Here is a 15,057-nt window from a genome sequence, read left to right as displayed (position 1 = left end):
GCCTGCCACCGTTCAGAGCCTGCCGGGCGCGACGCGCGCGCCGGGCGCCCTCGTTGCCAACGAGATGTCTTCCACCACGAGCGCCACCATCGCATCGCCCGCATCGCCCGCCTCGCCGGCATCGCCAACGCGCAAGCTCCGCACGGTCTCCGGTTACCGGATGCCGGGCGAGGGCTCCAGCTCGCGCATTTCCGTGGTCACCGTGGTGTCGCTGCTGGTGCTGTGGTGGGTCGCCAGCCATTTCGGCTGGCTGCCGCCGCTGTTCCTGCCGACGCCGGAGTCGATCGGCAAGGCCTTTGTCGATGCGTGGAACGGCAATGTGCAGGGCGGCCTGCCGCTGCTCGACCATTTCTGGGCCAGCATGGTGCGCGTGTTCGGCGCCTTCGCGCTGGCGGCCGTCACCGCGGTGCCGGTCGGCGTGCTGATGGGCGTGTCACGCATCGCGCGCGGCGTGTTCGATCCGCCGATCGAGTTCTACCGGCCACTGCCGCCGCTGGCCTATCTGCCGCTGATCGTGATCTGGTTCGGCATCGACGAGACCTCGAAGATCCTGCTGATCTTCCTCGCCTGCTTCGCGCCGATGGCGATGTCCGCGCGCGCCGGCGTGCGTTCGGTGACGATCGAGCAGATCAACGCGGCCTATTCGATGGGCGCCACGCCGTGGCAGGTGATCCGCCATGTGGTGCTGCCCGCCGCGCTGCCCGACATTCTGACCGGCATGCGCATCGCGATCGGCTTCGGCTGGACCACGCTGGTCGCGGCCGAGATGGTGGCCGCCACCGCCGGCCTGGGCCAGATGGTGCTCAACGCCTCGAATTTCCTGCGTACCGACGTGGTGGTGATGGGCATCGTGCTGATCGGGCTGATCGCCTATGGCTTCGATCTGCTGATGCGTGCCGTGGAAAAGTGGCTGGTGCCGTGGAAGGGAAGGGCTTGATGGGCTGATGCGCGATGTCGCTGGACTACTCCCCTCTCCCGCCTGCGGGAGAGGGGCCACTACTGCCGGGCGCTCAGGTCTTAGAACGTCGACGCCAGATCCGCCGCCGCCTGCTGCAGCCGCGGCACGAATTCCAGCGAACGCGACAGCGGCGAGCGCACCGTCGGCGCATGGACGGCGAGGGCGGCCACCACCTGCCCGCGCTCGTCGCGCACCGGCACCGCCACGCAGCTGATGCCGGCGACGAACTCCTCGTTGTCGACGCCGATCTGCTTGTGCGCGCAGCGGTCCAGCTCGGCCTCGAGCAGTTCGACGTCGGTGATGGTGTTCTGCGTGAAGCGTTCCAGCGGCAGCTGCCGCACCAGCGCGCGGCGCTGTTCGCGCGGCAGCAGCCCGAGCAGCAGCTTGCCGCTGGCCGAGCAGTGCAGCGGCACATGAGAACCGGGCTTCAGGTCCAGCCGCAACGGCCAGGGCGCCTCCATGCGGTCCAGATAGAGCACCGCGCTCTCGTGCAGCATGGTCAGGTTGACGGTCTCGCCGATATCCTCGACCAGCCGCGACAGGATCGCGTGGCGCAGCTGGCGGGTGCCGGAATGCGTGACGATGGCCACGCCCAGCCGGGCCAGCCGCGGGCCGACCGCATAGGCGTTGCGCGCGCCCGGTTCGCGGATCACCAGCCCGCCGGACTCGAGCGCGCCCAGCATCCGGTGCAGCGAGGCCTTCGGCGCCTCGAAGCCCTGCATGATCTCCGCCAGCGTCAGCGGCCGGTCCGCGGCGACCAGGAATTCGAGCAGCGCAAAGGCCCTCAGTGTCGGTGTGTCGCCGCGGTCGTTCGCCGCGTCGCTGGGCGGCGGCGAGGGCGGCACCGGGGCAGGCCGCGCAGCGGCCTTGGCTGCGGCGGCCGCGCTGGCCTTGGCGGCCCCGCGCGCGCGCGGAGCAGTCGCCGCGGCGGTGGTGGCGGTTTTCAAAGCGATTCCTCCGTTCCGGAAAACGAGACAAGGCGATTGTACTTCCGGAAGGGGCAGGGGTGCCAGGCGGGGGCAGGGGCACGCGCCGGCCCTCTCCCCCACCCCTCTCCCGCCCGCGGGAGAGGGGAGCCGGGTTCGGATGTAGCAGTCATGTCAAGCCACCAGTTCGCTGCTCTCTCCCGGGAGAGAGCAGCCGAGTCGCACGCAGCAGTCACGTCCCGCCACCGGCTTGCTCCGCTCTCCCGCTTGCGGGAGAGGGGTTGGGGAGAGGGCGGCAGCCAAGTCAAGCCGCTGGTTTGCTCCGCTCTCCCGCTTGCGGGAGAGGGGTAGGGGAGAGGGCAGCAGCGTCCCCATTCCCCACGTCCTACCTCGCCAGCTGCAACGTCACGATCCCCGCCAGCACCAGCGCGGTCGCCAGTAGCCGCCGCCGGTCGAACGGCTCGCGCAGCAGGAAGTAGCCCAGCAGCGCGGCGAAGATCACGCTCGATTCGCGCAGCGCGGCCAGCTTGGCGACCGGCGCCAGCGTCATCGCCCACAGCATCAGCGCATACGAGCCGACCCGGTTGATGCCGCCGATCCACGCGCGCTTCCACTCGGTGCGCAGCAGCGTCAGCAGCGTGCGGCCGCGCCGGACCGCCGCATAGCCCGGCATGAACAGATGCGACAGCGTCTGCAGCCAGACGATGTACGAGAACACCTGCCCGTGGCGCTTGACCGCGGTGCCGTCGATCACGGTGCCTCCCGCCAGGCACGCGCCGGCCAGCAGCGCGAACCCCATCAACTGCGGCGATTGCGTGCGCCACCGCACCAGGCTGACCAGCCCGCAGCAGATCAGCGCGATGCCGGCGTAGCCGCCGGGGCCGAGCCGCTCGCTGCCCATCGCGAGCAGCAGCAGCGCGACCATCATCGGCGCGCAGCCCCGCATCAGCGGATAGGCCTGGCTGAAGTCGCCGCGGTTGTAGGCGGCCACCAGCGACAGCTTGTAGACGACCTCCAGGCAGACCGTCGCCAGCAGGAAGGGCCAGACCGCCGGCGCGGGCAGCGGCACCAGCAGCAGGAAGGGCAGCGCCGCCAGCAGGCAGAACGTGTCGATCAGCGCCATCGACGACAGGCGGTCGCCGCCGATCTTGACGATCGCATTCCAGGAGGCGTGCATCACCGCGGACAGCATCACCGCGACGAACGCCATCCAGTGGAAGTCGGCGGGAAGGGTCATGCCGCCTTGGCCAGCTGCGCCGCCATGTCGATGCCCATCTCCTGCAGCGTCAGCCCGATCGCCGACACCACGTTGCGCATTTCGTTGTCGTCGATCGCCCCGATGCAGCCGACGCGGAAGGTCTCGACCTGCGTCAGCTTGCCCGGATAGAGGATATAGCCGCGCTCTCGTACCTTCGCATAGAAGGTCTTGAAGTCGTAGCGCGGGTTGTCCGGCGCGTGGAACGTCACGATGATCGGCGCCTGTACCTCGGGACGCAGGAAGGGGCGGAAGCCCAGTTCGCGCATGCCATCGACCAGCGCGGCGCAGTTGCGGCGATAGCGGTCGCCACGCACAGCCTGCCCGCCCTCGGCCAGATACTGGTCCAGCGCCGCCCGGAAGGCGGCCACCACGTGCGTGGGCGGCGTGAAACGCCACTGCGTGGTCTTCTGCATATAGGCGTACTGGTCGTACAGATCGAGCGCCAGCGAATGGCTGTTGCCCTGGCTGGCCTCCAGCACGTCCTTCCTGACCAGCACGAAGCCCATGCCGGGCACGCCCTCGATGCATTTGCCGGTGGCCGCCACCAGCGCGTCGAACGGCATCGTCCGCGCATCGATGTCGATCGCGCCGAACGAACTCATCGCATCGACAATCAGGCCCTTGCCGAGCCGCGCGCACAGCTGCGCGATCTCGGGCAGGGGATTGAGCACGCCGGCGCCGGTCTCGCAATGGACCTGCGCCACATGGGTGATCGACGGGTCGGCGGCCAGCGCGGCCTCGATGGCCGCCGCGCTGGCGGGCTGGTCCTCCGGGATGGCCAGTTCGACCGCGGCGCGGCCGATCGCCTTGCAGATCTTCAGGATGCGCTGGCAATAGGCCCCGTTCTGCGGCACCAGCACCTTGCCGTCGCGCGGCACCACGTTCGCAATCGCCGCTTCGACGGAAAACGTGCCGCTGCCCTGCATCGGCACGCAGACGTGGGTGCCTTCGCCGTGCACGATGCGAATCAGATCCTCGCACAGGCTGCCGGTGATGGCGTTGAAGGCGGCGTCCCACGACCCCCAGTCGCGCAGCATGGCTTGCTTGGTCGCGAGCGAGGTGGTCAGAGGGCCGGGCGTCAGCAGAATGGGGTCGTTGCCGCGAATCATGGTCGAATCTCCTGGCAGGGTGTGGCGGAGCGGGAATCGTTTGTCATCGTTTGTCGTGGTTTGCCGCCGAGGGCTCAGTCGCGATCACCGGCGCCGCGCCATGCCTGTGTGCGGCGCTCGAGCCAGCGCTGCAGGCCGTGGTACGCCAGGCAGGCGGCGGCGCAGGTCAGCACGACCAGCGTCGCCATCGCCGCGGCCGGGCCGATATCGCCCGATTCGTCGAGGTTGACGATCTCGACCGAAGCCAGCTTGGTATCGGCGCCGTACAGGAACACCACCGCCGACACGGTGGTCATCGCGTTGATGAACAGGTAGCGCGAGATCTCGACGATCGCGGGCAGGCAGGCCGGCACGGTCACGCGCAGGAAGGTGGTGTAGAACGGCACCTTCAGCGAGGCGGAGACGGCCTCGAACTCGCCGTCGAGCTGCTTGAGCGCCGTCACCGCGGTCAGATGGCACGACGCGTAGTAATGGACGATCGTCACCAGCACCAGCATGCCCAGCGTCTGGTACAGGACATGGAGCGGATTGGCGGCCGGCACGAAGAAGAAGATGTAGCCCAGCCCAAGCACCAGCCCCGGCACGCCCATTGGCAGCACCGCCATCAGCCGCACGAAGCCGCGCAGCCACTGCAGGCCACGGGTCTTCTCCAGCAGATAGGCGGTGGTGAAGATGAAGACCGGACCGACCAGCGCGCAGGCCAGCGCCAGCTTCAGGCTGTTGAAGTACGAAGCGACGACGCCGCCTTCCACCAGTCCGAGCCGGTAGTGGTTCAGCGACAGCGAGAAGTCATAGGGCCACAGCTTGACGAACGACGCGTAGACCGCCATGCCCATCACGGCAACCATCAGCGCGGCGACCATCCAGCAGAACGTCGCCATCGCGGCATCGAAACGGCGGCTGCGACGCGGCACGTAGGGCACCGAGCGGGCCGACATCTGTGCCATCTGGCGGCGCTGCACCCGCGCGTCGATGCAGTAGGTGATCAGCACCGGCACCAGCAGCATCAGCGCGACCACCGCGCCCTGCGAGAAGTCCTGCATGCCGATCACCAGCTTGTAGATGTCGGTGGCCAGCATGGGGAAGTTGCCGCCGATCACCTTCGGGATGCCGAAGTCGGAGATCGCATAGGTGAATACCACCATCGAGGCACTGATCAGGCCATAGCGCGCGGCGGGGATCGTGATCGTGAGGAACTTGCGGACGGTCGACGTGCCCAGCGCATCGGCCGCTTCGTACAGCCTGGCATCGGTCAGCGACAGCGCCGTGATCAGGATCATCAGCGCATGCGGGAAGGTGGCGAACACCAGCGCGCCGACCACGCCGAGCGGCCCGTAGATCTGCACGCCGCCCATATAGGGCTTGAGCAGTCCCTGGTTGCCGAACCAGAAGATGAACGAGATCGCGGCCAGCAGCGACGGTGCCAGCAGCGGAATCAGCGCGAGATTGCGCAGCAGGCCCTTGGCGCCGATGCGGCTGCGCGTCAGCGCATAGGCGAAGGTAAAGGCCAGCGGCACCGTGATGGCGGTGGCCAGCGCCGATACCCAGACGCTGTTCCAGACCGAGTGCCACAGCGCCGGCGTGGCCAGGTATGCGCGGAGATGCGCGATGCCGGCCAGCGTGCCGTCGCGGTTCTGCACGCTCCTGGCGAGGATCATCACGATCGGCGCCAGCACGAAGCACAGCAGCGCCAGCGCGGCGGCGCACAACAGCGCGTGCGCGATGCGGTCGGTCCAGTGCGTACGGACCGTGCCGAGGACGGTGGCGGGCGCGAAAGCGGGAGATAGCGGCGTGACAGGCGGCGCGGGCGCCTTCGACAGGAGCAGGCTCATGGCTGGCGGAACACTCGCAGGCGGTCGGCGGGAATGGCCAGGCGCAGCGGATCGCCGGCGCTGGGACGCAGTTCGTGCATGTCGTTGAGCGACAGGTCGGCATAGAGCGGCGCCGCGGTGGCGCCACCGTCGGCCAGCTTCAGCGTCAGCCGCGAGAACGCGCCGAGAAACTCGATCTTGTCGACGGTGGCGTCGAGCACGTTTTCGCCCTGCTGGTCGCAGCCGCGCACGCAGACATCCTCCGGCCGGAAGAAGACCTGCACGGTGTCATCGGTACAGCAGCCCGGCGGCGCGATGCATTGCAGGCGCCGTTCGCCCAGCCGCAGATGGCCGTCGCTGTCTACCGTCGCGGGCAGCATATTGGTCTTGCCGACGAAGTCCGCCGCGAACGGCGTGGCCGGGCGCTGGTAGATCTGCGCCGGCGTGCCGATCTGCTCGATCGCGCCGTGGTTCATCACGACGATGCGGTCCGCCATCGACAGCGCTTCCTCCTGGTCGTGCGTGACCAGGATCGTGGTGATGTTCAGCCGCTGCTGCAGCGCGCGAATCTCGCTGCGTAGCCGCACCCGCACGCGCGCGTCGAGCGCGGACAGCGGCTCGTCGAGCAGCAGCAGGCCGGGCGAGGTCGCCAGCGCCCGCGCGATCGCCACGCGCTGCTGCTGCCCGCCCGACAGCTGGCCGGGATATTGCGCGCCGCGCTCGGGCAGGCCGACCAGGGTCAGCAGTTCGGCCACGCGCGCACGCCGCTGCTCGCGCCGCATGCGCCGGTTGACCAGCCCGTAGGCGACGTTGTCCGCGACCGTCAGGTTGGGGAACAGCGCATACGACTGGAACACGATGCCGTAGTCGCGCTCCATCGGCGGCAGCGTCGAGATATCACGCCCCGCCTGCATGATGGTGCCGGCGGTCTGCGATTCGAGGCCGGCGATGATCCGCAGCAGCGTGGTCTTGCCGCAGCCGGACGGGCCGAGGAAACACAGCAGCTCGCCCTCGCGCACGTCGAGGTCGACATGTCGCAGCGCGGTGAAGCCGTCGGCACCGCCGAACCGCTTGTGGATGCCTTTCAGGCTCAGATAGCTATCGTGCCTGCTGGGGGACGTGGACATGGATGTGGGCTCCATCGGGTCGGTTGCGGGCGGTGGCGGCTCGCGATGAGCGCGTGCTTTGCGTCGTTCCCGCGCAGGCGGGCATCCAGCGTCTCCGAGAGTCGCTGGGTCCCCGCTTTCGCGGGGACGACGAGCGCCGGAGGACCGGACGCTGCTTACTGCTTTTCGGCCTTGGCGCTGTAGCGCTTCTGCCATTCGGTCAGCACGCGCTCGCGGTTCTTCGCGATGTAGCCGAAGTCGTTCTTGACCAGCATCTTTTCGTAGCCGGCCGGAATCGTGTCGATCTTGCGGGCCACGCCGGGGTAGGCCACGATCGCCCAGTCGCGCGCGAACAGCTCGTTGGCTTCCTTGCTGGCCAGCCAGTCCAGATAGCGCTGCGCGGCCTCCTGCTTTCTGGTGCCCTTGACGATGGCCGCGGCCTCGATGTCGTAGCCCAGTCCTTCGCGCGGGAAGATGATGTCGATCGGCGCGCCGGCGGCCTTGGTCTTGTGCGCGCGCAACTCGAACGAGATGCCGATCGGAAATTCGCCGGCGCCGGCCTGCTTGCACGGCTTCGAGCCGGAATGGGTGTACTGGGCGATGTTCTCGTGCAGCGCATCCATGTACTTCCAGCCTTCCTGCTCGCCGAACAGCTGCAGCCACGCGGTCACGTCGAGAAAGCCGGTGCCAGAGGAGACCGGGTTGGGCATCACGATCATGCCCTTGTAGATCGGCTTGGCCAGATCGCGCCAGGTCTCGGGCCTGGGCAGGTTGCGCTTCTTCGCTTCGATGGTGTTGAAGCACACCGTCGCGCCCCAGACGTCGAGGCCGACCCACGAGGGCGGCGTCGCCTTGTCGCTGTAGTCGCGCGTCAGCCGTTCGAAGCCCTTCGGCGTATAGGGCTGGAGCATGCCTTCCTGCTTGAGCAACTCCAGGCTCGAGGCGGCGAGGCCGGCGATCACGTCGGCCTGCGGGTTGGCCTTTTCGGCGAGCGCCTTGGCGGTGATCACGCCGGTCGAGTCGCGCACGTACTTCAGTTCGATATCGGGGGCGACCTTGGCGAAGCCCTCGGCGTAGGGCTTCAGCGTCTCGATTTCCCAGGCGGTGTAGACGGTCAGCGTGGTCTTCTGCGCGAACGCGGCGCCGGTCAGAACAAGGGCGGCCGTGGCGGCGAGGGCTTGCTTGGCAAGTGTCATGGCGGTTCTCATTGTGGGGCTCCTTGTGGCATTGTATGTGCCATGTTGTGTCAATTTGGTGAATTACGTGCAGTGCCACACGAAGCCATGCACCACCTTGAATCACCGAGAAACCCTTGTGTAGCAACACTTGCAAGACATATGCCCATACGGAGCCGCGCTTTTTTCTCCGATCCAGCGCTCCGCGGCGTCTTGGTTTGTTGACAATATACAAACCGCTTGCTTTAATCGCAACCAGCAAATGCACGCACGCCGGCCGGTCTTGGCGGACCGCTGAAACGCCCTGCGCCGCGTGCAACGCCATCCCAGCAAGTCAGGAGTGTTCATGTCCCGCCAAGCGCCGCTGTCCAGCGAAATCGAGATCCTGCAGAGCCAGTCGCTGACCTCGCTGGTGCAGCGGGAGCTGGAGCGGCGCATCACCGCGGGCGAGCTCGCCCCGGGCGACAAGCTCAACGAGATCGAGCTGGCCAGCGAGCTCAACGTGTCGCGCGGCCCGGTGCGCGAGGCCTTTCGCGCGCTGGAGCAAGCCGGGCTGCTGCGTACCGAAAAGAACCGCGGCGTGTTCGTGCGCTCGGTGTCGCTGCAGGAGGCCGACGAAATCTATGCGTTGCGTGCCGTGCTGGACGAATACGTCGGCCGGCAGCTGGCGCAGCGCATCACGCCCGAAGCGCTGCGTGAGCTGCGCGCGATGATCGAGGCGCTGGGCGCCGCCAGCGCGGCGCGCGACCTCGACGACTATGCCCGGCTGAACTTCGCCTTCCACGATCGCATGGTCGAGCTGGCCGGCAATGGCAAGCTGCTCGAGACCTATCGACGCCTGGTCAAGGAATTGACGCTGTATCGCCGCGAGGCGCTGTCCGCCGCGCCGACCGCGATGCCGGCCTCGACCCGGGAGCATCGCGACATCGTCTCGGCGATCGCGTCGCGCGATCCGGAGCTTGCCGGCCGGCTGATGCGCGAACACGTCGAACGCGGCCGCGCCCGGCTGCACGCGGCGGTGCAGGGCCAGGCCGGAGCCGACACGGCGGCGCCGGCCGACACGCCTGCAGGCTCCGCCTGAATTGATCACCGGCTGGCGGCGCCCGGTCCCTGCCGGGCGTCGTCCGACCCTTACGCTTCCTCCGTCCAGGACCACCGACATGCCCGCCCCTCGCTCCGACTCCTCGCCCGGCAAGCCCGCCGTGACCGTCAACCAGCGCACCTACCGATGGATGCAGCAGCCCGTCGTCGTGGTCTGCGTCGACGGCTGCGAGTTCGACTATCTGGAAGCGGCCGCCGCCAGCGGCAGCGCGCCGTATCTGAAGCGGCTGCTGGCCGAGGGCGCGGCGTTCCGCGGCGCCTGCGTGGTGCCGACCTTCACCAATCCGAACAACCTGTCGATCGTCTGCGGCGCGCCGCCGTCGGTGCACGGCATCTGCGGCAACTACTTCTTCGATCGCACGGGCAATGGCGGCCGCGGCGAGGAAGTGATGATGAACGACCCGAAGTACCTGCGCGCCGGCACCATCCTCGCGGCCTTCGCCGAGGCGGGCGCCAGCGTCGCAGTGGTCACCGCCAAGGACAAGCTGCGCCGGCTGCTGGGCCATGGGCTGCGGGGCATCTGTTTCTCGTCGGAGAAGGCCGACCAGGCGAGCGTCGAAGAGAACGGCATCGACAATGTGCTGGAACTGGTCGGCATGCCGGTGCCCAGCGTCTACAGCGCCCAGCTGTCCGAATTCGTGTTCGCCGCCGGCGTGCGCCTGATGGAGACGCGGCGCCCCGACCTGATGTATCTGTCGACGACCGACTATATCCAGCACAAGTTCGCGCCTGGGTCGGACGGCGCCAACGCCTTCTACGCGATGATGGACCGCTATCTGGCCCGGCTCGACGCGCTGGGCTGCGTGGTCGCGCTGACCGCCGATCACGGCATGAATGCCAAGCACGACGCCCGGACCAAGGCGCCGAACGTGGTCTTCCTGCAGGACCGGCTCGATGCCTGGCTCGGCCGCGGCGTGGAGCAGGGCGGCGCGCGCGTGATCCTGCCGATCACCGATCCCTATGTCGTGCACCACGGCGCGCTCGGTTCGTATGCGACCGTCTATCTGCCCGACGATGCGGACGCCGGCGCCGCCGCCGCGTTGAAGGCCAAGCTAGGCGATATCGAGGGCGTCGATGCCGTGCTCGACAACGCCGAGGCCTGCGCGCGCTTCGAGCTGCCGCCCGATCGCGTCGGCGATCTGGTCGTGATCAGCGGCAAGCATGTGGTGCTGGGAACCAGCCGCAGCCGCCACGACCTGAGCGGGCTGGACGCGCCGCTGCGCTCGCACGGCGGCGTGTCGGAGCAGACCGTGCCGCTGCTGTTCAACCGCCCGACCGCCGGCATTCCTGGCAAGGCGGTGCTGCGCAATTTCGACATCTTCGACGTCGCGCTCAACCATCTGCATTGATCCGCCCGCATCTCGCCGGGGTCGCAACGATCCCGCCCGCACCCACGGAGCCCCGAACATGAACGCCCCACAGTTTCCCGCCGCCCAGGTCAGCCCGCACTTCCGCGCCGAGGCGCTGCGCATCGACGGCGAGAAGGTCGTGCGCGACCGCGTCATCGAAGTGCGCAATCCCTACGACGGCACGCTGGTCGGCACGGTGCCGAAGGCGACCGTCGAGGACGTGCGGCGCGCCTACGCAGTCGCGCGCGCCTATCGCTCGACGCTGACCCGCTACGAGCGCGCCGCGATCCTCGATCGCGCCGCCGCGCTGCTGCGCGAGCGCACCGAGCCGGCCTCGGACCTGATCACGCTCGAGTCCGGCCTGTCGAAGAAAGATTCGCTGTACGAGATTGGCCGCGTCGCCGACGTGCTGAACTTTGCCGCCAACGAGGCGCTGCGCGACGACGGGCAGATGTTCTCGTGCGACCTGACACCGCACGGCAAGAAGCGCCGCGTGATGACGCAGCGCGAGCCGCTGCTGGGCGTGATCACCGCGATCACGCCGTTCAACCATCCGATGAACCAGGTCGCGCACAAGGTCGCGCCGTCGATCGCCACCAACAACCGGATGGTGCTCAAGCCGTCCGAGAAGGTGCCGCTGTCCGCGTACTACCTGGCCGATCTGCTGGTCGAGGCCGGCTTGCCGCCGCAGATGCTGCAGGTGCTGACCGGCGATCCGGCAGAGATCGCGGACGAGCTGATCACGCATCCGGCAGTGGACCTGATCACCTTCACCGGCGGCGTGGCGATCGGCAAATACATCGCCGCCAAGGCCGGCTACAAGCGCGTGGTGCTGGAGCTCGGCGGCAACGATCCGTTGATCGTGATGGACGACGCCGACCTCGACCGCGCCTCCGACCTCGCGGTGCAGGGCTCGTACAAGAACTCCGGCCAGCGCTGTACCGCGGTCAAGCGCATGCTGGTGCATCAGGCCGTCGCCGCGCGCTTTACCGAGCTGGTGGTCGAGAAGACCCGGGCGTGGAAATTCGGCGACCCGATGGACCGCGGCGTCGACATGGGCACGGTGATCGATGCCCAGGCCGCGGCGCTGTTCGAGGCGCGCGTCAACGAGGCGGTGGCGCAGGGCGCGCGGCTGCTGATCGGCAACCAGCGCGACGGCGCGCGCTATGCGCCGACGGTGGTCGATCGCGTCGATCCGGCGATGACGCTGGTGCGCGAGGAGACCTTCGGCCCGGTCTCGCCGATCATCACGTTCCGCGACATCGACGAGGCCATCCGCATCTCGAACGGCACGGCCTTCGGCTTGTCGTCGGGCATCTGCACCAACCGCATCGAGGACTTCACACGCTTTGCCAACGAGCTGCATGTCGGTACGGTCAATCTGTGGGAGGTGCCCGGCTACCGCATCGAACTGACGCCGTTCGGCGGCATCAAGGACTCGGGGCTCGGCTACAAGGAAGGGGTGCAGGAGGCGATCAAGAGCTTCACCAACCTGAAGTCGATCACGATGCCGTGGGGGTGAGGGCCTGGGGCGGGCGGCAAGGAACCACCCCCTCTCCCCAGCCCTCTCCCCCTGAGGGGGAGAGGGAGAAAACAATCGGCCGGAACGTAAGGCGTCGCGTCGGGTAAGGCGTCGCGATCGATTTCCAGCGGTTTTCTCGCCTCTCCCGCTCGCGGGAGAGGGGGAGAGGGAGAGCACAATCGGCCGGAACGTAAGGCATCGCGTTGGGTAAGGTGTCGCGATCGATCTCCCGGCGGTTTTCTCCCCTCTCCCGCTCGCGGGAGAGGGGCGGGGGAGAGGGCAAGCGGCGTGCGCCGTTGCCACCACCGCCTGTCACAACGCTCGGCTAAAATCCCCGCACCTTCCACAAGCCCCGGAGCGCCCGTGCTGGCCGAACAACGGCAGAAATTCATCCTCGACCAGCTTGCCGCCAGCGGCGCGCTGCAGATCAGTCAGCTGGTCGGCGAGCTCGACGTGTCGCGCGAAACCATTCGCCGCGACCTCAATGCGCTGGCCGCGCGCGGCCTGCTGGTGCTGACCCATGGCGGGGCGCTGGCGCCGAACCGCGCGGAGGCCGATACGCAGACGCGGGCGGCGGTCAACGCCGAAGGCAAGCGCGCGATCGGGGTACGGGCCGCCGAGCTGGTGCCCGATGGCGCCTCGGTGATCATCGACTACGGCACCACCACGCATGCGGTCGCGCAGGCGCTGCTGGGCCACCACAACCTGCTGGTCTATACCAACGACCTGTCGATCGCGCTGCTGCTCGGCCGCCGCAACGGCAACCGCGTGGTCGTGCTCGGCGGCGAGTTGCAGGACAACGAGGACGCCACCAACGGCTGGGACACCGTCGAGCAGCTGTCGCGCTATCACGCCGACTTCGCCTTCATCGGCATCGGCGGCATCAGCAACGACGGCGAGGTCAGCGAGTATTCGCGGCCCGCGGCCGAGCTGCGCGGCCGGATGCTGCTGTCGGCCAGCGTGCCTTGCGTGGTGGCCGACCATACCAAGTTCGGACGCCATACCGGCGTGCAGGTCAGGCACTTCGACAAGGCCGCCTATCTGATCAGCGACATGGCCCCCGAGGCCCCGCTGGCCGACGCCCTGAAGCGCCGCGGGCCGGCGCTGCTGATCGCCTGAAGCGGGTCCCGGGACGGACGGCTGCGCATTTTTTCGCTCAGGGTCATAACACTTTTGACTGTCGAAATTCACCGTTTCGGTGCTAAAGTCGCGCTCCGACTCAAGAAAATCGACAGAGACAGCCGTGAGCCTTCCGACCCTCGATGCCTTCCTTGCCGGCGTGGCCCGGCGCGATCCTGACCAGCCCGAGTTCCAGCAGGCGGTCAAGGAAGTGATGATGACCCTGTGGCCGTTCGTCGAGCGCAACCCGCGCTACGCCGACCAGGCCCTGCTGGAACGGCTGGTCGAACCCGAGCGCGTGATCCAGTTCCGCGTGGCATGGACCGACGACCAGGGCAAGGTGCAGGTCAACCGTGCCTTCCGCGTGCAGCACAGCTCGGCCATCGGCCCGTACAAGGGCGGCATGCGCTTCCATCCGACCGTCAACCTGTCGGTGCTCAAGTTCCTCGGCTTCGAGCAGACCTTCAAGAACGCGCTGACGACGCTGCCGATGGGCGGCGGCAAGGGCGGTTCCGATTTCGATCCCAAGGGCAAGTCGGACGGCGAGGTGATGCGCTTCTGCCAGGCGCTGATGACCGAGCTGTATCGCCATCTCGGCGCGGACACCGATGTGCCGGCCGGCGATATCGGCGTGGGCGGCCGCGAGGTCGGCTTCATGGCCGGCATGATGAAGAAGCTGTCGAACCAGTCCGCCTGCGTCTTCACCGGCAAGGGCCTGGCCTTCGGCGGCAGCCTGATGCGTCCCGAGGCCACCGGCTACGGCACCGTCTATTTCGCGCAGGAGATGCTGCACCGGAGCGGCCGCGACTTCGACGGCCAGCGCGTGCTGATCTCCGGCTCCGGCAACGTCGCGCAATACGCCGCGCAGAAGGCGATCGAACTGGGCGCCAAGGTGCTGACGGTGTCCGATTCGGGCGGCGTGCTGCACTATCCGGAAGGCATGAACGACGAGCAGCTGGCCGCGCTGATGGAATTCAAGAACGAGGAGCGGGGCCGTCTGTCGGACTTCGCCGAGCGCGAGGGCCTGCGCTTCGAGGCCGGCCGCACGCCGTGGCATGTGCCGGCCGATATCGCGCTGCCGTGCGCGACGCAGAACGAGCTCGATGGCGAGGATGCCAGGCGGCTGCTGGCCAATGGCGTGTTCTGCGTGGCCGAGGGCGCCAACATGCCGTCGACGCTGGAGGCGGTGGACCATTTCCTGGCCGCGCGCATCCTGTACGCGCCGGGCAAGGCCAGCAATGCCGGCGGTGTCGCGACGTCGGGGCTGGAGATGTCGCAGAACGCGATGCGGCTGTCGTGGCATCACGCCGAGGTCGACGCGAAGCTGCACTTCATCATGAAGGACATCCATCAGAACTGCATCAACCACGGACGCAAGGACGACGGCTACGTCAACTATGTCGAAGGCGCCAATATCGCCGGTTTCGTCAAGGTGGCCGACGCCATGCTGGCGCAGGGCGTGATCTGACGACAGGGGCGGCCGGCGCCGGCGATGTAGCTTCTTACCCGTCTTGCCGCCGCGCCGCTTGCGGCGTGGCAATTCTGCAAGCCCGTGTAAGAACGCGCCACCGGCGCCGCGCCATACCGCGTCGCACAGCGGGCCTTCGGGCCCGCTTTCTTTTT

At 68.0% G+C, this 15,057-nt stretch carries 12 protein-coding genes; 6 read left to right on the top strand and 6 right to left on the bottom strand.

From position 1 onward, the window contains the following. The first annotated feature begins 64 nt into the window (after positions 1-64). Entirely contained in the window at positions 65-937 is an 873-nt protein-coding gene (locus M1D55_RS07155) for an ABC transporter permease (RefSeq protein WP_456281319.1), read from the top strand. A gap of 80 nt (positions 938-1,017) precedes the next feature. Here the strand turns inward: M1D55_RS07155 and M1D55_RS07150 are convergent, their stop codons facing one another. The 6 genes from M1D55_RS07150 to M1D55_RS07125 form a co-directional block, all read right to left on the bottom strand. Beyond that, positions 1,018-1,803: an IclR family transcriptional regulator gene (locus M1D55_RS07150; protein ID WP_456281318.1), complete on the bottom strand. Its 786-nt coding sequence runs from the start codon at positions 1,801-1,803 to the stop codon at positions 1,018-1,020. 466 nt (positions 1,804-2,269) lie between these two features. After that, the gene (locus M1D55_RS07145; RefSeq protein ID WP_006576943.1) at positions 2,270-3,121 is read right to left on the bottom strand and encodes an EamA family transporter; all 852 of its coding nucleotides are present in this window, start codon (positions 3,119-3,121) and stop codon (positions 2,270-2,272) included. Further along, entirely contained in the window at positions 3,118-4,251 is a 1,134-nt protein-coding gene (locus M1D55_RS07140; protein WP_456280501.1) for a 2-aminoethylphosphonate--pyruvate transaminase, read from the bottom strand. Before M1D55_RS07140 ends, M1D55_RS07145 begins: the two co-directional genes overlap by 4 nt. Positions 4,252-4,325: 74 nt before the next feature. Next, on the bottom strand, positions 4,326-6,083 hold the full coding sequence (locus M1D55_RS07135) for a putative 2-aminoethylphosphonate ABC transporter permease subunit (protein WP_456280500.1): 1,758 nt from the start codon (positions 6,081-6,083) through the stop codon (positions 4,326-4,328). Further along, positions 6,080-7,189 (bottom strand): putative 2-aminoethylphosphonate ABC transporter ATP-binding protein, encoded by a 1,110-nt coding sequence (locus M1D55_RS07130; protein ID WP_232204608.1) that lies wholly within the window; start codon positions 7,187-7,189, stop codon positions 6,080-6,082. Before M1D55_RS07130 ends, M1D55_RS07135 begins: the two co-directional genes overlap by 4 nt. A 155-nt stretch (positions 7,190-7,344) precedes the next feature. Continuing rightward, the gene (locus tag M1D55_RS07125) at positions 7,345-8,376 is read right to left on the bottom strand and encodes a putative 2-aminoethylphosphonate ABC transporter substrate-binding protein (protein WP_052511247.1); all 1,032 of its coding nucleotides are present in this window, start codon (positions 8,374-8,376) and stop codon (positions 7,345-7,347) included. A gap of 313 nt (positions 8,377-8,689) precedes the next feature. On the opposite strand from M1D55_RS07125, the gene M1D55_RS07120 reads away from it, so the two are divergent. The 5 genes from M1D55_RS07120 to gdhA all read left to right on the top strand — a co-directional run bounded on the left by M1D55_RS07120 (position 8,690) and on the right by gdhA (position 14,902). Then, entirely contained in the window at positions 8,690-9,424 is a 735-nt protein-coding gene (locus M1D55_RS07120; RefSeq protein WP_023263457.1) for a phosphonate utilization associated transcriptional regulator, read from the top strand. A 79-nt stretch (positions 9,425-9,503) separates the two neighbouring features. Then, positions 9,504-10,793 carry a phosphonoacetate hydrolase gene (gene phnA / locus M1D55_RS07115; protein WP_456280499.1) on the top strand — a complete coding sequence of 430 codons (1,290 nt, stop codon included), beginning with the start codon at positions 9,504-9,506 and terminating at the stop codon, positions 10,791-10,793. A gap of 58 nt (positions 10,794-10,851) precedes the next feature. Continuing rightward, a complete protein-coding gene (gene phnY / locus M1D55_RS07110; protein WP_232204610.1) occupies positions 10,852-12,315 on the top strand; it encodes a phosphonoacetaldehyde dehydrogenase in 1,464 nt (487 codons plus the stop codon). 363 nt (positions 12,316-12,678) lie between these two features. Then, positions 12,679-13,434 (top strand): DeoR/GlpR family DNA-binding transcription regulator, encoded by a 756-nt coding sequence (locus tag M1D55_RS07105; RefSeq protein WP_064576944.1) that lies wholly within the window; start codon positions 12,679-12,681, stop codon positions 13,432-13,434. Positions 13,435-13,558: 124 nt separating this feature from the next. Beyond that, positions 13,559-14,902: an NADP-specific glutamate dehydrogenase gene (gene gdhA / locus M1D55_RS07100; protein ID WP_023263455.1), complete on the top strand. Its 1,344-nt coding sequence runs from the start codon at positions 13,559-13,561 to the stop codon at positions 14,900-14,902. The last annotated feature ends 155 nt before the right edge of the window (positions 14,903-15,057 follow it).

Source organism: Cupriavidus sp. JZ107, from assembly GCF_053903255.1.
This window is presented reverse-complemented; position numbering and strand designations above follow the sequence as displayed.